The 18,600-nt window shown below is 71.7% G+C and carries 19 protein-coding genes, 1 pseudogene and 1 riboswitch; of the genes and pseudogenes, 11 read left to right on the top strand and 9 right to left on the bottom strand.

Annotated features, from left to right (window positions below):
- Window positions 1-120: 120 nt before the first annotated feature.
- The 3 genes from C4T78_RS28680 (at window position 121) to C4T78_RS28690 (ending at window position 2,455) form a co-directional block, all read left to right on the top strand.
- Complete coding sequence (locus C4T78_RS28680) at window positions 121-663, top strand: SigE family RNA polymerase sigma factor (protein ID WP_235863493.1); 543 nt, start codon at window positions 121-123, stop codon at window positions 661-663.
- A complete protein-coding gene (locus tag C4T78_RS28685) occupies window positions 660-1,691 on the top strand; it encodes a hypothetical protein (RefSeq protein WP_235863494.1) in 1,032 nt (343 codons plus the stop codon). Before C4T78_RS28680 ends, C4T78_RS28685 begins: the two co-directional genes overlap by 4 nt.
- 152 nt (window positions 1,692-1,843) lie before the next feature.
- Window positions 1,844-2,455, top strand: coding sequence for a hypothetical protein (locus tag C4T78_RS28690; RefSeq protein WP_177247565.1), 612 nt, complete (start codon window positions 1,844-1,846; stop codon window positions 2,453-2,455).
- Window positions 2,456-2,516: 61 nt separating this feature from the next.
- Here the strand turns inward: C4T78_RS28690 and C4T78_RS28695 are convergent, their stop codons facing one another.
- Complete coding sequence (locus tag C4T78_RS28695) at window positions 2,517-3,755, bottom strand: hypothetical protein (protein WP_093351817.1); 1,239 nt, start codon at window positions 3,753-3,755, stop codon at window positions 2,517-2,519.
- A 418-nt stretch (window positions 3,756-4,173) separates the two neighbouring features.
- On the opposite strand from C4T78_RS28695, the gene C4T78_RS28700 reads away from it, so the two are divergent.
- Both C4T78_RS28700 and C4T78_RS28705 read left to right on the top strand, forming a co-directional pair.
- Window positions 4,174-4,650, top strand: coding sequence for a DUF3145 domain-containing protein (locus C4T78_RS28700; protein WP_170210483.1), 477 nt, complete (start codon window positions 4,174-4,176; stop codon window positions 4,648-4,650).
- A gap of 58 nt (window positions 4,651-4,708) precedes the next feature.
- Window positions 4,709-5,287, top strand: coding sequence for a hypothetical protein (locus C4T78_RS28705; RefSeq protein ID WP_093351819.1), 579 nt, complete (start codon window positions 4,709-4,711; stop codon window positions 5,285-5,287).
- An 18-nt stretch (window positions 5,288-5,305) separates the two neighbouring features.
- Here C4T78_RS28705 and C4T78_RS28710 read toward each other — a convergent pair.
- Window positions 5,306-6,226: pseudogene (locus C4T78_RS28710) on the bottom strand (AraC family transcriptional regulator); the annotation flags it as partial.
- Window positions 6,227-6,498: 272 nt separating this feature from the next.
- Here C4T78_RS28710 and C4T78_RS37175 point away from each other — a divergent pair.
- Window positions 6,499-6,687: an SDR family oxidoreductase gene (locus tag C4T78_RS37175; protein WP_235863495.1), complete on the top strand. Its 189-nt coding sequence runs from the start codon at window positions 6,499-6,501 to the stop codon at window positions 6,685-6,687.
- A 42-nt stretch (window positions 6,688-6,729) separates the two neighbouring features.
- Window positions 6,730-7,338 (top strand): Rossmann-fold NAD(P)-binding domain-containing protein, encoded by a 609-nt coding sequence (locus C4T78_RS28715; protein WP_309599295.1) that lies wholly within the window; start codon window positions 6,730-6,732, stop codon window positions 7,336-7,338.
- Between the two features lie 179 nt (window positions 7,339-7,517).
- Here C4T78_RS28715 and C4T78_RS28720 read toward each other — a convergent pair whose 3' ends face one another.
- From C4T78_RS28720 to C4T78_RS28740, 5 genes are all read right to left on the bottom strand, one after another.
- Window positions 7,518-8,762 carry a beta-ketoacyl-[acyl-carrier-protein] synthase family protein gene (locus tag C4T78_RS28720; protein WP_093351825.1) on the bottom strand — a complete coding sequence of 415 codons (1,245 nt, stop codon included), beginning with the start codon at window positions 8,760-8,762 and terminating at the stop codon, window positions 7,518-7,520.
- A complete protein-coding gene (locus tag C4T78_RS28725; protein ID WP_093151868.1) occupies window positions 8,759-8,998 on the bottom strand; it encodes an acyl carrier protein in 240 nt (79 codons plus the stop codon). Before C4T78_RS28725 ends, C4T78_RS28720 begins: the two co-directional genes overlap by 4 nt.
- A gap of 61 nt (window positions 8,999-9,059) precedes the next feature.
- Complete coding sequence (locus tag C4T78_RS28730; RefSeq protein ID WP_093351828.1) at window positions 9,060-10,040, bottom strand: beta-ketoacyl-ACP synthase III; 981 nt, start codon at window positions 10,038-10,040, stop codon at window positions 9,060-9,062.
- Window positions 10,037-10,957: an ACP S-malonyltransferase gene (locus C4T78_RS28735; RefSeq protein ID WP_093351831.1), complete on the bottom strand. Its 921-nt coding sequence runs from the start codon at window positions 10,955-10,957 to the stop codon at window positions 10,037-10,039. The genes C4T78_RS28730 and C4T78_RS28735 overlap by 4 nt, the downstream gene beginning before the upstream one ends.
- Before the next feature lie 195 nt (window positions 10,958-11,152).
- Entirely contained in the window at window positions 11,153-12,367 is a 1,215-nt protein-coding gene (locus tag C4T78_RS28740; RefSeq protein ID WP_177247566.1) for a PucR family transcriptional regulator, read from the bottom strand.
- Between the two features lie 219 nt (window positions 12,368-12,586).
- Between C4T78_RS28740 and C4T78_RS28745 the strand changes: the two genes are divergently transcribed.
- Together C4T78_RS28745 and C4T78_RS28750 are read left to right on the top strand one after the other, a co-directional pair.
- The gene (locus C4T78_RS28745; RefSeq protein ID WP_107916110.1) at window positions 12,587-13,318 is read left to right on the top strand and encodes a mechanosensitive ion channel family protein; all 732 of its coding nucleotides are present in this window, start codon (window positions 12,587-12,589) and stop codon (window positions 13,316-13,318) included.
- 175 nt (window positions 13,319-13,493) lie between these two features.
- Entirely contained in the window at window positions 13,494-14,384 is an 891-nt protein-coding gene (locus tag C4T78_RS28750) for a peptidoglycan recognition protein family protein (RefSeq protein WP_093351836.1), read from the top strand.
- Window positions 14,385-14,481: 97 nt separating this feature from the next.
- On the opposite strand, the gene C4T78_RS28755 is transcribed toward C4T78_RS28750, so the two are convergent.
- Both C4T78_RS28755 and C4T78_RS28760 read right to left on the bottom strand, forming a co-directional pair.
- A complete protein-coding gene (locus tag C4T78_RS28755; RefSeq protein ID WP_093151851.1) occupies window positions 14,482-14,718 on the bottom strand; it encodes a DUF3263 domain-containing protein in 237 nt (78 codons plus the stop codon).
- Window positions 14,719-14,801: 83 nt separating this feature from the next.
- The gene (locus C4T78_RS28760; protein WP_093351870.1) at window positions 14,802-15,989 is read right to left on the bottom strand and encodes an MFS transporter; all 1,188 of its coding nucleotides are present in this window, start codon (window positions 15,987-15,989) and stop codon (window positions 14,802-14,804) included.
- A gap of 164 nt (window positions 15,990-16,153) precedes the next feature.
- Window positions 16,154-16,287, top strand: a riboswitch (FMN riboswitch).
- Window positions 16,288-16,379: 92 nt separating this feature from the next.
- Here C4T78_RS28760 and C4T78_RS28765 point away from each other — a divergent pair.
- Window positions 16,380-17,042, top strand: a complete 663-nt coding sequence (locus C4T78_RS28765) for a nicotinamide mononucleotide transporter family protein (protein ID WP_093351873.1) — start codon at window positions 16,380-16,382, stop codon at window positions 17,040-17,042.
- A 154-nt stretch (window positions 17,043-17,196) separates the two neighbouring features.
- The gene (locus C4T78_RS28770; RefSeq protein WP_093351875.1) at window positions 17,197-18,474 is read left to right on the top strand and encodes a M14 family metallopeptidase; all 1,278 of its coding nucleotides are present in this window, start codon (window positions 17,197-17,199) and stop codon (window positions 18,472-18,474) included.
- Window positions 18,475-18,600 lie beyond the last annotated feature (126 nt).

Genomic DNA, 18,600 nt, shown 5'->3' on the forward strand with positions numbered 1-18,600 from the left:
GATGATCTTCGCGGACTGGATCGGTAAACTCCGCCGCCGGCTGGGTGGCACCGATCGATAACGAGTGGAATCCGGCCGCAACCACGGAGGGGGTCTTGCGCGTCGTGCAGAGATGTGACGGTGTCGATCGCATTGCCCGTGACCGCCTGGCCGGGCGACGGGCTGGCGGCCATGGATGAACTGACGAGCAAGCTCACCGACCTCTACCAGGAGCACTACAAGCAGCTGTTGCGCATCGCCGTTCTGCTGGTGGACGACCGGGCCGCCGCGGAGGACATCGTGCAGGACGCCTACGTGCGGGTGTTCGACTCGCGCACCAGGTTGCGCGATCCCGACAAGGCGCTGGCGTTCCTGCGGCAGGCGGTGCTCAACCGCGCCCGCTCGATGCTGCGGCGGCGGATGGTGGCCAAGAAGTACCAGCCCAAGCTGGCCACCGAGGACAGCCAGCCCGACGACACCGGCCGCGGCGTCGACCGAGCGGTGCTCAAGGTCGCGCTCGCCAAGCTGCCGCGCAGGCAGCGGGAGGCCGTGGTGCTGCGCTACTACGCCGACCTCAGCGAGATCCGCACCGCCGAGGTGATGGGATGCAGCCAGGGAGCGGTGAAGTCGTACTGCTCGCGGGGGATCTCGCGACTGTCCGAGCTGCTGGGGGAGCGGGTGTGAAGGACGGCAACAGCACGTGGGACGTGGAGATGGTGCGCGCGCAGCTGCACCGGATGGTGGACGACGTCGAGCCGAGCCCTGACGCGCTGCCCAAGCTGCTGGCGGGCACCCGGCGGCGCAAGGCGCCCCGGCGCCCGCTGTTCGCCGCGATCGGCGCGGTGGCGGTGGCGGCGGTAGCGCTGGTCGTGGCGCTGGTGGTGATGCCCGGTCAGCAGCAGCCCGCTCCGGTCAGCGCGCAGCCCAACAGCTACCTGGCGACGCTCGAACCCGGTGTGATCGCTTCCTTCGACATCTTCTCCGGGCAGCAGAACGGCGTGCTCGCCGACGTCCCCGGCGCGGACCCGGAGGTGCTGACCACCGACCGGAACCGAGTGCTGGCGGCGACGTCCACATCGGACGGAAGGCGGCTCGTCGAGATCGCGGCCGACGGGGCTCAGCACGTGCTGCCGGTGCCGCCCGGCGACCTCCGGCTGCTGGCCGCAGGCGGCGGCCGGATCGCCTACCCGGACGCCGATTCCGTCGTCCTGCTGCGCGGCGGTCAGCAGCAGCGCATCGCGCTCCCGGCCGGGACGCGGGTGGACGACCTCGCGCTGTCCGACGACGGCCGGCTGGCGCTGCTGGCGGCCGAGCCGGGTCGCGACCAGGCGTCGGTGCTGGTGCTCGCCCGCGACGCGACGTCGCTGGCCGGGCACGTCGAAGCGGCGTCCGAGGACTGCGGCCCGGTGGCGATCACCTGGTCCGGTCGCGACATCGCCGCGCTCGAGCCACCGGCCTGCGGCGACGGGCAGGCGCGGGTGGCCACCTTCGCCGCGGACAGCGGCCGCAAGATCGGCGCCGGGGTGCCCTTCCGGACACCGGAGCTGGCCGTCGGCGCCGTCCGGATCTCCGCCGACCCGCTGGGCAGGTTCCTGGTCTCCACCGACGGCCGCGGGCAGTGGCTGGTAGACGGCTCCGCGGTGCGCCCGCTGCCACCCGCCTGCACCGGCGACGGGGGCTGCGCGACCGGCCCCGGCACCTTCTGGAGCTGATCACGCTCCGCGATCCGGACACGCCCCTGATCTGAGCAATCCCCGTCCTCCCGCCCGCCGCTGACCGACCATCGGTACCGCCGCCGACATCGACGACAGGGGTGGATGTGCAAGCGCGACAACGGGAACTGGCGCGGTTGTACCGAGCAGCGATGGACCGCCCCCGGTGGCAGCAGGTGCTGGCGTTCGCGGTGTCGCTGTGGGCGCTGGGCTGGATCCTCGGGCAGTCCCTGTTCCCGGGGCAGCGGCCGAGCGCGCTGGACGTCCTCGGCCACTTCGCGTCGCGCCTCGGCCTGACCACCGGTGAGTGGTCCGAGCGCCTGTCGGAGGTGTGGCAGAGCGGCGGCGGTGGGCTGGCGGTGCTCGGCGGCCTGCTGTGGGCGGCGACCACCGAGCGCGGTCAGGTTCCCGCGCTGCTCGGCTGGATCGCGGTGATGATCGGCGCGGAACGCCTCGGCTACCAGCCCGCGATGCTGCTGGCGGTGACGACGATGGTGTCCTTCGTGGTCGTGCTGTGGCTGGCCGCGCTGACCAGCAGCCGGTTCGTCGACCGGCGGGCGGTCCTGCTGCCGCGCGACGTGCTGCGCGCGGGGGTGACCGCGGCCGCGCTGTCCGCGGTGGTGCCGCTGTTCGCCCCGGGATTCTTCCTGAACCGCCTGGGCAGGCCGTACGTCACGAAACCGCCGCGCCGCGTCTTCCCCGCGGCGAACATCCCCGAGCAGGCAACACCGCCGGAACCGACCCGAGAACCCGAACACCCCTAACCCGCGTCACCCGGGGGCAAATTCGCGAGAAGTCGACGTCTCGCGGGGTGACGGTGCTCGGTCAGGCGCGCGGGGTCAGGCGCAGGGCGCGTTCGGCCAGCGCGCGCAGGCTCACGTCGTCCGGGGTGGAGGCGCGGTGCCGCCAGACGGTCTGGGCGATGCGGACCTCCTTCCCGCTCTGCTGCACGACCTGGGCAGCGTCGTCGAAGCCGTCCGGTCCGCCCGGCCAGCCCCGGCCCTCGGCCACCAGGTCGGTGACCCCGCCGGTGCCCGCCGCGTCGGCCAGCTCCCGGAGCTCCCGCGCCGCCTGCTCGTCGGGCAGCTCGACGATCGCGATCGACACCGCCGCCGGCCGGCCGGACACCTGGGTCTCGAACACCGCGCGCGTCAGGTTCCAGCACCGCTGCTGCTCGAACCAGCGCTGGACGTCGCCGAAGGAGTGCTGGTCGCAGGTCTTCGCGCGGTCGGTCACCCGCTGCGCGAACTCCACGCCGTCGACCCGCTGGACCGGCGCAGCGGCGGGCGGGTCGGCGGACGGGCTGTCCGCGGAGAGCCAGGTGATCAGCGCGGCGCACACCACGACCAGCACCGCGGCGGCCGCGATCAGCCAGGTGCGGCGGGACAACCGGCGGAGCGCCGAAGGCTCGGTGAACTTCGGGATCAGCATCGTGTCCGCCGTGGCCAGGTCGGTGGCGGCCGATTCCGGGAAGCCCTCCTCGACCAGGTCGGCGGCGCTGAGCCGGCAGTCCTCGTCGAGCACCTGCAGCAGCTGCTGCGCGGGTTCGACCGGGCAGGACCGCTCGTAGGTGGCCAGCTCGCGGGCGGCGGCGAGGATCGCGGTGGTGTTCGGCGAGACGACCCGGACCCCGCGGTGCAGGTCGGTCGTGGGCTGGGTGACCTGCCCGGCGTAGGGGCCGACGACCACGACGGCGGCGACCGGCAGCGGCTCCAGCCCGCGGGACTGCAGGCTGCGCGCCAGCGCCGCGGCGGATTCCAGCCCCTCCAGCCCTGGGTTGACCGCACCTTCGGCGCGCACCATCGGCCAGCCGTCCACCGTCCACGGCGTCCGCAGCGGGGCTTCCACCTTCAACGCCGGTTCCGGCAGGTCCACGCCGAGCACCACGACGACGCCGCGCGGCAGCACGATCACCGCGTCCAGCGGGCGGGGAGCGCCCGGCGGGCGGCAGCCGAACACGGCGACCCCGCCCAGCACCGACGGGCCGGCTCCCCACGCGGAGATGGCCGCCCGGATGTCGGCGCCGACCTTGGCCGGGTCCGCACCGAGCCGCACCAGTCGCATGAGGACCTCCCGTTCCAGCAGCCCGGTGAGCGCGCACCTGTTCGAGCCCTGACGTTAGTCGGGTCGCCACCGGGTTGTGGAGGAGATCCAATATTCGTCCGATCGAGTGGTATCCGCCACTCGCTCGACGCTGTTCCGGTGCTGCTGTCGAGCGATGCCCGAACTCGTGACAACCCCTGGGATCTGCGATTTCGCCTGATCGGAGCAGTGACCGCCGATCGGCGGTCCGCAACCCGGGACGTCGTGCGCCGGTGGCGGGATGCGGAGTTCTGGTGGCGGAGCGCGCGACGTGCGATGCAGAATGACGCCGCATCTGTTGATCGTCGTGTTCGCGAGGTCGTAGGGGAAGACGTCCCTCGTCGAACAGCGGAGGTCAGCAGTGAGCACCCGTGGCAGCGACCGTGGCCACACCGCTGGTGTGGTCTACGTCCACTCGTCGCCGTCTGCGGTCTGCCCGCACGTCGAGTGGGCGATCTCTGGCGCACTCGGCATCCGGACGGAACTCCGCTGGACGGCCCAACCGGCAGCCCCAGGGCAACTCCGCGCGGAGTGCAACTGGACAGGCGAGCCGGGTACCGGCGCACGCTTGGTCACCGCGCTGCGCGCGTGGCCGATGCTGCGCTTCGAAGTCACCGAGGACCCCAGTCCCGGGGAAGACGGGCAGCGGTTCTGCCACGCTCCCGGCCTGGGCCTGTGGCGCGCCTGCACCAGCGCCAACGGCGACATCGTGGTCAGCGAGGACCAGTTGCGCACCCTCGCGGCCAACGCCAAGGGGCCGGAGGCGTTCGCGCACCGGGTGGACCAGCTGCTGGGCGCGGCGTGGGACGACGCGCTCGAACCGTTCCGCCGCGCCGGGGACGGCGCTCCGGTCACCTGGCTGCACCGCGTCGGCTGAGCCGCGGGGCCGCCGGAACCGTCCGTGGCGCTGATCGGGATGTGCGAAGCTTGGTGCCGTGCGTTCCTGGGTGAAGTGGGGTCTGCCGGTCTCGATCGTCGTGCTGCTGGCCGGTGCCGGTGGCGGCGTGGTGCTCGCCGAGAACTTCTACCGCGGGCCGGAGCGGTCCGGCTCGACGAAGTTCCAGCCGACGGACGAGGTCGTGTCGGTGACCAGCCCCGGCGGCGTGGACTACACGCGGGGCGCTGCCGGGCATCCCGACCAGCAGGCGGTCATGGTGCTGCTGGACAACCACTTCCGCTCGATCAACGACCGCGACTACGACCTGTGGAAGTCCACAGTGGTCGAGAGCAAGTGGGACGAGCTGCCCGAGGCCAAGTGGAACCAGGCCTACGGCACCACCGAGGACCTCGACATGAAGGTGCACCGGATCGATCCCGGCCCGGACGGGTCGCTGCTGGCGATGCTGACCTTCAAGAGCCACCAGTCCCCCGAGGACGCGCCCCCGGACATGCCGTACCGGTGCCTGGAGTGGAACCTGGTGTACCCGATGGTCATCACCGACTCGGGCCGCTCACTGCGCCTGGACACCAGCAAGCTGCCGAACAGCGCCCTGCGCGCCGCCTGCCAGGAGTGACTCCGGCCGGTCGTGCCGCCGGTACTCCTGCGGGCTGGTGCCGAAGCGCCGCTTGAAGGCGTTGCTGAGCGCGAACGCGCTGCCGTAGCCGACCTGGCGGGCGACCGCGCCGATCGTCGCGTCGGATTCCCGCAGCAGGTCGGCGGCCAGCGCCGGCCGCCAGGACGTCAGGTACGTCATCGGCGGTTCGCCGACCACCTCGGTGAACCGCCGCGCGAAACCGGCGCGGGACAGCCCGCAGCGCGCGGCCGGCCCGGCGACGGTCCACTGCTCGGCTGGGGCGTCGTGGATCAGCTGCAGGGCCTGGCCCACGACTTCGTCGCACTGCGCGCTGTACCAGGCCGGAGTGCGATCCGGCGATCCGGCGAACCAGGCCCGCAGCGCGGCGATGAGCAGCAGGTCGAGCAGCCGGTCCAGCACGGTTTCCTGGCCCGGCGCGTTCTTGCCGATCTCCGCGGCGAGCAGGTCGATCAGCGGCGCGTCCAGCGATTCGTGCCGGACCACGGCGAGATCCGGCAGTTCGGTGAGCACCCGGTCGCTGACCTCGCCGACCACCTGGTAGGTGCCGGTGAGCAGCGTCGTCGTGCCCGCGCGCCCGGTGCCCCAGGTGCGGACGCCGAGGTCGGACAGCCCGTCGAGCGGCGTGCCGTTCGGGCTGGTGCAGCGCTGGCCCGGGTGGATCACGACCTGCCACGGGGTGCCCGGATCGTCGGCGACGGTGTAGTGGCCCGGGTCGCGCACCACCGCGACGTCGCCGGGCTCCAGCAGCGCCGGTTCGCCGCCGTCCGGCAGCACCCAGGCGGAGCCGCGCACCACCGCGACCAGCGTCAGCGGGGCGCGGTCCTGGATGCGCAGCGACCAGGGCGGTTCCAGGATCGAGCGGAGCAGGAAGGCACCGCGCGCCCGAGGCCCGTCCAGCAACCCGGCCAGAGTGTCCACAGCACGAGCCTATGCCCTGCCGGGCGAGGCGATCCGCAATTTCAATTGAAATTGGCCGTCCGATTTCAATTGAAATTGCGGGCCTGATCGGCGTGTCGGGCTCTGACACGCCGACGGCGCGCGATTTCAATTGAATTTCGACGTGTGATTTCAATTGAAGTTGCGGAGGGGCGGGGGTGGTCGTGGGGAGCTGTTTGAGGTTGGACGATCGATTATGGGGTGTGGCTTCTCGGCTATGGGGCGTCCAGGCGGGGTCGACTTGACTTGGGGGCATGTCAGCCAACGAACAGAAGCCGGTGCTCGTCCTCGGCGCTACCGGCCGGACCGGTCGCCGCGTCCTCGAACGCCTCTCGAACGCGGGGCGGCCGGTCCGGGCCGGATCCCGCTCGGCGACGCCGCCTTTCGACTGGACCGAGCCCGCCACCTGGCCGGCGGTGCTGGCGGACACCGAGGCGGTGTAGCTGTCCTACCAGCCGGATCTGGCCGTTCCGGGCGCTGCCGAGGTGGTCCGGGAGTTCACCGAGCTGGCGGTGCGCAGCGGGGTCCGGCGGGTGGTGCTGCTGTCCGGTCGCGGGGAGGCCGGTGCGCAGCGGGCCGAGGCGGCCGTCCGGGCCTCCGGTGCGGAGTGGACGGTCGTGCGAGCGGCCTGGTTCCAGCAGAACTTCAGCGAGGACTTCCTGGTGGAAGCGGTGCGCGCGGGCGAGGTCGCGCTGCCGGTCGGTGCGGTGGGCGAGCCGTTCGTCGATGCCGATGACATCGCCGACGTCGCCGTGGCCGCGCTGACCGAGGAGGGGCACGCGGGGCAGGTGTACGAGGTGACCGGGCCGCGGCTGCTCACCTTCGCCGAGGCGATCGGTGAGATCGCCGCCGCAACCGGCCGGGACGTCGCGTTCGCGTCGATCGGCGCGGAGCAGTACCGGGCGGCGATGGCCGAGCACGGTGTGCCGCCCGAGGTGGTGTCGATGGTGGAGCACCTGTTCACCGAGGTGCTCGACGGCCGCAACGCGCACCTGACCGACGGTGTCCGCCGGGCGCTGGGCCGGGAGCCGCGCGACTTCGCCGACTACGCCCGCCGCACCGCCGCGACCAGCACCTGGAACCCGCGCGCCTGAAGGAGGTTCGCCGTCGGATCGCGGTTTCAAAGGAAACTTCGATCTTGGGCTTCGGAGATTCACAGCTTCCGCTGCGAATGTGGGGGCACGGCGGTCGGGCGGCTGGGGGTGCCCGAGTCGCCGGTGAAAAGTGGAAAGCGGGCTGAGTCGCGCTCAGCCCGCTTTCCGGTTGCCTGCGGTCAGGCCTTGGCGAAGGCGAGGGCCACGTTGTGCCCGCCGAAGCCGAAGGCGTTGTTGATCGCGGCGGTCTGCTCCACGTGCCGCGGCTTGTCGGCGACCACGTCGAGCTCGACCTTCGGGTCCAGCTTCTCCAGGTTCCGGGTCGCCGGGATGACGCCGTGCTTCAGGGACAGGACCGTCACGATGCTCTCCACCGCACCGGCGCCGCCGACCAGGTGGCCGAGCGAGCCCTTCGGGGCGGTCACCACGGCGCCGTCACCGATGGCCTGGCGCACCGAGTTGGCCTCTCCGACGTCACCGACCACGGTCGAGGTCGCGTGCGCGTTGACGTGCCCGATGTCCGACGGCTCCAGGCCGCCGCTGAGCAGCGCCTTGCGCATCGCCCCGATCTGGCCGCGACCGTCCGGGTGGCTGCCGGTGATGTGGTAGGCGTCGGACGTGATGCCCGTGCCCGCCAGCCGGGCGTAGATCCGCGCGCCGCGCGCCTTGGCGTGCTCCGCGCTCTCCAGCACGATCACCCCGGCGCCCTCGCCCATCACGAACCCGTCGCGGTCGACGTCGAACGGGCGCGATGCCCGGTCCGGGTCGTCGTTGCGGGTGCTCAGGGTCCGGGCCTGGGCGAAGCCGGCGATGGTGATCGGGTGGATGCAGGCCTCCGCACCACCGGCCACCACGACGTCCGCGTGCCCCTGCTGGATCATCTCGAAGCCCTTGGCCAGGCCTTCGGCGCCCGACGCGCAGGCCGACGCGGGGGAGTGCACCCCGGCGCGGGCCCGCAGGTCCAGGCTGACCATCGCGGCCGGGCCGTTGGGCATCAGCATCGGCACGGTCAGCGGCGAGACCTTCCGCAGCCCCTGGGACTCCAGCAGGTCGTCCTGCTGCAGCAGGGTCAGCGGACCCCCGATGCCGGTGCCCAGCGCCACGCCGAGCCGATCCGGGTCGACCGGCTCGGAATCGTCGGACGGCAGCTCGTAACCGGCGTCCGCCCACGCCTCGCGGGCGGCGATGACGGCGATCGCCTCGCAGCGGTCCATCCGGCGCAGCTGCACGCGCGGCAGGACGTCAGCGGGCTCCACCGCCAGCGGCGCACCGATCTTGGCGGGCAGCTCGAAGCGGTCGAGCCACTCCTCCTCGAGGCGCTTGATGCCGGTGGCGCCGTTCAGCAGTCCGTCCCAGGTGGACGCGACGTCGCCGCCCAGCGGCGTCGTCGCGCCCAGCCCGGTGATGACGACTTCGGTCGTCATGCGTTCTTGGTGATGTAGTCCACCGCATCACCGACGGTCTTGAGGTTGGCCAGCTCGTCGTCCGGGATCTTCACGCCGAACTTGTCCTCGGCCTGCACGGCGATCTCGACCATGGACAGGGAGTCGATGTCGAGGTCGTCGACGAAGGACTTGTCGACGGTCACGTCGGCGGCGTCGACACCGGCGACCTCTTCGACGATCCCGGCCAGACCCTTGGTGATTTCCTCGTTGGACACGGTGTTCCTTCCTGGTTCTTGCTTGCTCACCGCGGGCGTGCGGCCCGCGGCAGTTCTGGGGTCAGGGGCAGACGGCGACCTGGGCCGAGTACGACAGCCCGGCCCCGAAGCCCACCAGCAGCATCACGTCACCGCTGGAGATCTCCCCGGCTCCTCGCATGTGGTCGATGGCCAGCGGGATGGATGCCGACGAGGTGTTGCCGGAGTAGACGATGTCACGGGCGACCACGAGGTCGTCACGCGCACCCTGGCTCTGCAGCTTCCGGGCGATCGCCTCCACGATCCGCAGGTTCGCCTGGTGCGGCACCAGGACGTCCACATCGGACAGCTTCAGTCCGGCGGCCTCGACCGCGCGGGCCGCGACCGGGGCGATCTGGGTGGTCGCCCACCGGAAGACCGACTGGCCCTCCTGGTAGATGTACTTGCCCTCGCGCAGGTAGATGGTGTCGACCAGGTCGCCCGCGCTGCCCAGCACGCCGGGCCCGATCTCGGGCTCCTCGGCCGGACCGACGACCGCCGCACCCGCGCCGTCGGCGAAGATGATGCAGTTCCCGCGGTCCTCCCAGTCCAGCCACTCCTGGAACCGCTCGGAGCCGATGACCAGCACGTTCCGGGCCGAACCGGCGCGCACCGCGTCCGAGGCGACCGACAGCGCGTAGACGAACCCGGCGCAGGCCGCGTTGACGTCGAAGGCGCTCTGGGCCTTGATGCCGATCTGGTCGGAGACCTGGGCCGCGGCGTTCGGGATGCCGCCCGGCATGGTGCAGGTGGCCACGATGACCTGGTCGATGTCGCCGGGCGTCAGACCCGCGTCGGCCACCGCCTTGGCGCCGGCCTCGACCGCCATGCTGACCACGGTCTGGCTCTCGTCGCCGAGCCTGCGGTGGATGATCCCGACGCGCTGGCGGATCCACTCGTCGTTGGTGTCCACCAGCTTGGCCAGGTCGTCGTTGGTGACGATCCGGTTGCCCTGGGTGCTGCCGAAACCGAGCAGCCGGGTGCCCGCCGGAGTGGCGTTCTGGGCGATGCGGGGCTTGGTCACTCGTCGCTCCCGAGCAGTTCGGCGACCTTGTCCAGGTCGGCGGGGGTCTTCAGAGCGACGGTCTTGACGCCCTTGATTTCGCGGCGCACCAGGCCGCTGAGGGTGCCTGCGGGCGGAAGTTCCACGACGGCCTCGACACCGCGCTCGGCCAGCCCCGCCATGCAGCTGTCCCAGCGGACCGGGCTGGTCACCTGGGCGATCAGGCGGCGCACGATCTCGTCGGCGCCGGTGACCACCGCGCCGTCGGCGTTGGACAGCAGCGGCAGCTCGGCGTCGGTGGCGCTGATCTCCTCGGCGTGCTTGGCCAGGGCTTCCTGCGCGGGCGCCATGAAGCGGGTGTGGAAGGCGCCGGCGACCGGCAGCGGCCGGACGCGAGCACCGGCCGGCGGTTCGGCGGCGAGCTGCTCCAGCGCGGGCAGCCGACCGGCTGCGACGATCTGACCTGCACCGTTGCGGTTGGCCGGGTCCAGCCCGAGGTGTTCGAGGTGGGTCACCACGTCGGCGGTGTCGCCGCCGAGCACGGCGGACATGCCGGTGGGCTCCAGCGCGCACGCGGCGGCCATCTCCCGGCCGCGGACCGCGGCCAGGGCCACCGCGTCGTCGGCGCTCAGCGAGCCCGCGACCGCCGCCGCGGCCAGCTCGCCGACGGAGTGCCCGGCGACCGGGGTGCCTGCGGGCACGGTCACGCGGCGGCGCAGCTCCTCGGCGGCGATCAGCGACAGCGCCACCACCAGCGGCTGCGTGACCGCGGTGTCCTTGATCTCCTCGGCCTCGGCGGTCGTGCCGAGGCGGAGCAGGTCGAGGCCGGTCAGCTCGGACCAGGCGCCGAGTCGCTCGGCGACACCGTCCAGTTCGAGCCACGGGTTGAACATCCCCGGGGTCTGCGACCCCTGTCCGGGAGCTAGAAGCGCGATCACCCTTGCTACTGAACACGGCGGGGTGCGATCGGAGTGATGCCGAGACGGACGAAGTCCGGCGCGCAAACTTGTGGGGTGTCTACAAGCGGTTCTGGAGCCGAGCTGGTCCGGACCGCGATTCGTTGTCGGCAGTGTCCGGTCGGTGACTCATCGGTGAACAACGGTGGAGGCCTGGGACCAGGCACGACCGCCGCGTCACCAGAGGCCGCGCGCCTTGGCCAGCCTGCCGACCGCCAGGCCCACCCGCAGCACGTGCGCGTCCCGCGCGTTGGACGGGGTGCGGCCCGTGAGTTCCGCCACCCTGCGCAGCCGGTACCGGACGGTGTTGGGGTGCACGTAGAGCTGGCGGGCGCAGTTCTCCAGCACGCCGCCGACCTCCAGGTAGGTGTCGACGGTCTCCATCAGCGACCCGCCCGCGTCCACCAGCGGCAGCACGATCCGCTCGACCAGCTGCCGCTCGGCCTCCGGATCGCCGGCCAGCGCCCGTTCGGGCAGCAGGTCGCCGGCCGGGACCGGGCGGGGCGCGGTCGGCCAGGCCGCCACGGCGCGCAGCGCGGACATCGCGTCCGCCGCCGAGCGGTGCGCCTCGGCCAGGTTCGACACGGTCGGCCCGACGACGACCGGGCCCTCGTCGAAGGCCTCGGCCAGCCGCGGCACCGCTTCTTCGTCGGAGCGCTCCTCGCCGGAGCTGCCGAAGACGACCACCAGCCGGGTGCCCTGGACGCCGAGCAGCACCGGGCAGCCGAGCCGCGCGGCGCGGCTGCGCACCTGGTAGACGATGGTGGGCGGATCGTCGGACGGCGCGTTGCCGACCAGCACGGTCGCCTCGGAGGAGGGCTCCCAGCCCAGCGCCGCGGCGCGGGACAGCAGGGATTCCTCGGCGTCGCCGCGCACGATCCCGTCGACCACCAGCGCTTCCAGCCGCGCGTCCCACGCGCCGCGAGCCTCCGCGGCGGCCGCGTAGGAGGTCGCCGCGGCGAAGGCGATCTCGCGGGTGTAGCGCAGGATCGACTCGGTCAGCATGGTGCGTTCGTGCTGCTCGTCGGCCAGTTCCGGGAGCTGCTGCTCGAACACGTCGATGGCGACCCGCACCAGTTCGAGGGTCTGCCGCAGGCTGACCCAGCGGGACAGGTCGCGCGGTGCGGCCCGGAACGCCTCGGCGGTCAACCGGATCGCCTCGGTCGGATCCTGGAGCCAGGCCACGAAGTTGGCCACGCCGGTCTGGGTCACCAGCAGCACGCTGGCGCGCTGGTCGGCGGGCATCCGGCGGAACCACGGCAGCCGCTGCTCCATCGCGCTGACGCTGGCCCCGGCCAGCCCGCCCGAACCGCGCTCCAGGCGGCGGAGCGTGGGCGCGGAGATCTGCCGCTGCGCACCGCTGTCCCGCTCACCTGCGCGTTCGGTACTCATGCTGTCAGAATCGCACGCCGCCGATCAGCCCAGTGCGGCCACCGGTCGGCGGTGCGCGCGGGCTCACAGTCCGAGCGGTGTTGACTCGGCGTGATTTGTCTTAATCCGTTCGAGTAACTAAATCGCCCGTTCGAGGCGGGCTTTCGGTTTGTCCCTCGGCCGAATAGCAGAAACGATCACCCATCAAACGTCTCCATTGGGCTTTTCCGAGGTGAAATCGTGGATACCTTGCAAACGGGCTTGGCCCAGGCGTGGGCCAACATCGCCACATTCGTTCCCAAGCTCGCCATGTTCCTGGTCGTCCTGCTCATCGGCTGGCTGATCGCCAAGGCGGTCTCGAAGGCCATCCAGGTGGCCTTCGTGCGGCTCGGCTTCACCCGGCTGCTCAAGCGCGCCGGGCTGGCCGACATGGCGGCCAAGACGCAGGTCGACCTCGGCGGATTGCTGATCAAGGTCGTCTACTACTTCATCCTGCTGATCTTCCTGCAGCTCGCGCTCGGCGCGTTCGGCCCCAACCCGGTCAAGGACCTGATCGACCAGATCGTCCTGTTCCTGCCGCGCGTGCTGGTCGCGATCGTGCTGGTGCTGGTGGCCGCCGCGGTGGGCCGCGTGGTCGGCGACCTGGTGCGCGGCGCGCTCGGCGGCCGCCCGGTCGGCGGCGTGCTGAGCAAGATCACCTTCGGTTTCATCGTGGCGCTCGGCGTGATCGCCGCGCTGAACCAGATGGGCATCGCGCTCACCGTGACCACCCCGATCCTGATCACCGTGCTGGCCACCGTCGGCGGCGTGATCGTGGTGGGCGTCGGCGGCGGGCTGATCGGGCCGATGCAGCAGCGCTGGGGCAAGTGGCTGTCCGGCGTGGAGAAGCAGTTCAGCACTCCCAACGGCACCAAGAACGGCGCGGAACCGACGGAGCAGGTCACCCCGAACACCGGAACCAGCGGGCTCTAGAAAAGCGGGAAGGCGCGCTGAACGGCTCCCGCGCGCGACGGATAGGGAAAACTCATTCGGTGGTCGAGGCTCACCCGTTGGGTGGGTCTCGACCATTTTCACGCACTTGGCCGTGGTCGCCCGCATTCGATCGCGACACCATGAGGGAACGGATCAAGCCAGGAGAGTGATCAGGTTGGCATTGCCCCTCGTCTGGCTGGCGGACGCGCTGCGCTCGGTCGGACTGGCGGTGGTCGAAACCGATGGCTGGCGGGAACGCACCGCCTCCTCGGGACCGCAGCCGGCACCGGTCGGCGTGCTCGAGCACCACACCGCCACGCCCGCGTCCTACGAGAACCCAGCACCCAGCGTTCAGCTGTGCATCGACGGCCGTCCGGACCTCGCCGGTCCGCTCTGCCACGCGGTGATCGGCTTCGACGGGACGGTGCACGTGATCGCCGCGGGCCGCGCGAACCACGCGGGCGAGGCGAAGGCGTCCGGCCCGAATCCGGGAGGTGACGGCAACACGCTCTACGTCGGCTTCGAGTGGGACTACCAGGGCGTCGACCAGGGGCCGAGCCCGGAGCAGTACTCGGCGGCGCTGAAGGCGACCCGCGCGGTGCTCGAACACCTGGGCCGTCCGGCGGACGCCGCGCGCGGCCACAAGGAGACCAGCGTCACCGGCAAGATCGATCCCGGCCACGTGGACATGGACCGGTTCCGCGCCGACCTCGGGAACAAGGACCAGGAGGACCAGATGAACCCGGAACAGGACGCGATCCTGCGGCGGCTGGAGCACGAGCTGCTCGGCCCGCGCGGGCCGAACGGCGAGATCCAGGGCTGGCACACCGAGGTCGGACCGCGCACCATCGTCGCGATGCTCGTCGACCTGGTGAACACCGTGATCGCCAAGGGGCAGGCGCCGGAGATCCCGCCGCAGACCGGTGCGGGCGACCCGGAGGCGATCAAGAAGGCGTTCCAGGCGCTGCCACCGGACCAGGCGGCACCGCTGCTGGCCGAGCTGGTCCGCATCCAGCAGGACCGCCAGCTCACCCCGGAGCAGTACGCCGAGCGCGCTCAGCAGTAGCGGCAGCAGAACCCGGAGCCCCGCGCCACCGCACAGGTGTCGCGGGGCTCCCGCGTTCCGGGCGGATCAGTTTCGGCGCGCTCTTCGCGGCGGGGCGTCAGGATTCGCGCGGGGCGCGGCGTCGGGCGGCGCGTTCGTCGCGGCGGTCCAGCAGGCGTTTGACCAGGGCCGGCTGCTGCTTCAAGGCCTCGGGCTCGTCCAGCAGGCGGTTCAGCCGCTGGTAGTAGCGGTTCGGGGAGAAGCCGAAGCGCTCCTGGATGACGCGTTCCTTGTTGCCCTGGTACTGCCAGTGCTCGAGCTCGAAGGCGAGGATCGCGTGATCGGTGTCGTTCATCCGGCGTCCCCCTCCTCGACGAGCTGCTGATCGAGTCTACCGGTAGGGGCACGCCTGTTCGATCGGCCGTCCGGAGGGGTCGGTCACACCGCCGATCTCGCGCGGAATCGCAGTCGCCGCATCGCGATCAGGTGCCCGGCCAGCGCCGTCCCGGCCAGCAGCGCCACCAGCCCGGACACGCCCGCCCAGCCGAACTGCGCGAAAGCCCGCACCCCGAGCCACGACCCGGCGCTGCCACCGAGGAACGCGCAGGTCATGTAGGCCGTGTTGAGCCTGCTGCGGACCTCCGGGCGCAGCGCGTAGATCCGCACCTGGTTGGCGACCATGCCCGACTGCATCGCGACGTCGAGCACTAGCGTGCCGAGCACGAGCGCCGCCATCCCCGCGATCCCGCCGGAGGCGCCGCCGACGAGGACTGCGGCCGCGACGATCGCGCCGATCAGGCACACCAGGTTGACGGCGTCCGGCCCCCGCCGATCGGCCAGCCGACCGGCGATCGGGGTGCAGAACATGGTCGCCGCGCCGACCACCGCGAGCGCCCCGACCGCCGGCGCCCCGAGCCCGTAGGCCGGGCCGGTGAGCAGCAGCGCCACACCGGTCCAGACAGCGGTGAAACCGGCGAACACCATCGCCTGGTAGAAGCAGGAACGGCGCAGCTCGGGCTCGGTGCGCAGCAGCCGCAGCGATTCGCCGAGCAACGCCGGATAGCGCTGCGCCGACGGTGGTGCCGTGCGCGGCACCGCGAACGCCAGCACCCCGGCGACGATCAGGACGAGCACGGCGGCCACCAGGTACGGCGCCCGCCAACCGAGCCAGTCGCCGAGCAGGCCGCCGAACGCGCGGGACAGCAGCATCCCGCCGATCGACCCGCTCAGCAGCATCCCGATGACCGCGCCGCGCCGCTCCTCGCCGACCAGTCCCGCGGCCAGCGGGCTGACCAGCGGCGCGATCACGGTCGTGGTGCCGATCAAGGCGCTGGCGGCCACGAGCGGCGGGAGCGCGGGAGCCACCGCGGCGGCCAGCAGGCCCAGGCCGGTGGCGACGAGCAAGCACGCGATCAGCGGCCGGTACGGCACCCGGTCGCCCAGCGGCACCAGCAGGAAGATCCCGACCGCGTAGCCGAGCTGCACGGCGGTGGCGACCAGCGCCGCGGCGTCGGGCGGGACGTCCAGCCCGACCGCGACCAGCGGGCTGATCGCCTGCGGGAAGTAGATGTTGCCCACGCTGATCCCGCAGGTGAGCGACAGCAGCAGGACGAGGGGGCGGCTCATCCCGCGCGCAGGTTGTCGAGCAGGTTCGGTCACCTGCGGAAGATCCAGCGCGCACCGGCGCTCGCGCAACCGGTTTTCGCACCGGCCGGTGGTGTGATGCGGCCCACGTCCGCACCCGGGAACAGATCGACAGGCGCACGATGTTGCGCAGAACGAACGAAGTCGTGCGCTCCGGGGCTCGGTGAAAATCCGAACCGGCGGTGAAAGTCCGCGAACCGGCGCCTCCCGCAACGAGGTGTCGGCCGATCCGGTGGAATTCCGGTACCGACGGTGAAAGTCCGGATGAGAGGCAGCGCACGGGTGGCCAGGGCGGAGCTGTAACCACAGCCGGCTGCGCCCTCGCGCTGCTCGCGTACCCCGGTGTGCACGTCGCCGGTGGGAGGAGCGGGCGTGCGGACTGTCGCGGAATGGTTGCTCGGCAACGGGATCACCGTGCTGGGCCAGCAGATCTCGTGGGCGGAACTCGTCGGGCAGCTGTGCGCCCTGGCCGTGGTCTTCCTCGCCCAGCGCAGAACCCTGGCGACCTGGCCGGTGCAGGTCTCGGCGACGGTGCTGCTGTTCGCCGTCTACGCCTCGGCGCACCTGGGCGGGTTGGCCGTCCGGCAGGTGATGATCCTGCTGATCTCCGTCTACGGCTGGTGGGCCTGGAGCCGCCGCAGCGATCCCGTCTACGGCGTCGTGGTGCGCAAGGCCAGCGGCGTGGAGCGGTTGGTGCTGATCGGCGCGTTGGCCATCGGCACGTCCGCGTTCGCGCTGCTGCTGTCCGCGCTGGACGCCTCGTGGGCCCCGTGGCCGGACGCCTGGATCTTCGTCGGCACGCTGGTCGCCTTCTGGGCGCAGGGCCGCGGTCTGGTCGAGTTCTGGCTGGTGTGGCTGGCCGTGGACGCGGTCGGCGTGCCGCTGCAGATCGCCTCGGGCCTGCACTTCAGCGCGGCGATCTACGTGGTGTTCGCGGCGCTGGTGATCCACGGCTGGTGGAGCTGGAACCGCACGGCGCGCGTGCAGCGCGCCCGGAAGGCCTTAGAACCTGTCGGCGGCAGCCGTCCGCTTTAGAAGCGGCGCTGGCCGCTTGGAGCACGGGGTTATCCCCGGGAAGCACTCGGGTTCCGCCAGCGAGCACCAGCGTGCAGCTGGGCCGTCAAGGCTTGACTCCTGATGTTCGGCGATGGTGTATACGCAGTGATCACAATCGCCGAAAGGGGTCGAAATGGGGCGTCTCGCGCGAAGCGCGGTGGTTCCGCTGGCGGTCTGCGCTCTGCTGGCAGCGCCGATGGCGTCCGCGCAGGAGCGGACCGCTGCACCCACCACGGGTTTCGAGCAGAGCGACGGCAGCCGGTGGACGACACCGGAGGAGGAGGCGGAGTTCCTGCGGGCCGTCGACGAGGGCAGCAGGAACGTCTCCGTCGAGCAGATCGGCGCGAGCACGCAGGACCGCCCGCTGCGGCTGGTCCGCATCGGCGCGCCGTCGGCCCGCACCAGCGTCCTGTTCACCTGCTCGCAGCACGGTGACGAGCCGTCCGGCCGCGAGGCCTGCCTCAGCAGCATCCGCGACCTGGGCTTCTCCGAAGACCCGGCGGTGCGCCAGTTCCTGCGCACGACGAGCGTCCTGTTCGTGCCGAACGCCAACCCGGACGGAAACGTCGCCGACACGCGCGAGAACGCCGACGGCGTGGACATCAACCGCGACCATCTTGCGCTGAAGTCGCCGGAGGCGCGGGCACTCGCGCAGGTGCTGCGCGACGAGCAGCCCGACGTCGTGCACGACCTGCACGAGTACGGCGCGAAACCGCCCTACTACGTGAAGGACTTCCTCGCGCTGTGGCCGCGCAACCTCAACACCGCCGAGGGCGTGCACGGGGAGTCGGAGCGGCTGTCCGAGGAGTACGTCCGGCCCGCGGTCGAGGACATCGGGTTCTCCACCGGTGTCTACGGGATCTGGACCGACCCGGAGACCGGTGAGCCGATCAAGCAGGTCGCCGGCGACGGGCAGGAGCGGATCCTGCGCAACACCACCGGCGTCAAGAACGCCATCGGCCTGCTGGTGGAGACGCGCGTCGACCCGCTGACCGAGGAGGAGCAGGCGGATCCGGCGGTGAACAACCACCGCCGCGTGGACTCCCAGCTCGCCGGGATCAGCGCCACGCTGCGGATGATGTCCGAGCGCCGCGCCGAGATCGCGACCGCGACGGCGCAGGCCCGGCTGGCCGGTCTGCGCGGGGAGGGGCCGGTCTACTTCGGCGGCGCCGACAACGAACCGCCCGCGCCGGAGGAGGTCGACGAGAACCCGCCGTGCGCCTACCGCCTGACGGCCGACCAGTTCGGCGAGGTGCGCGACGAGCTCGACCTGCACGGCGTGCGCAGCATCCCCGCCCCGGACGGCGGGCGCGTGGTGCCGATGCGCCAGGAGGCCCGCTCGCTGGTCGCCCTGCTGCTCGACTCCCGCGCCGAGTTCCGCCTCACCGACGGGCGACCGCTGTCCTGCTGAGCCGTTGCCGTGAGCGGCGAGCACCGCCGCTCACGGCACCCGGACAGTCCGGATCATCCGGACGGCACTGTTCATCCGACGGCCATGCGCGAGCGCTCTGCCGTTAGGCCGCGCCGATGAAGATCG

Source organism: Saccharopolyspora kobensis (assembly GCF_900108315.1).
Classification (GTDB): Bacteria; Actinomycetota; Actinomycetes; order Mycobacteriales; family Pseudonocardiaceae; genus Saccharopolyspora; species Saccharopolyspora kobensis.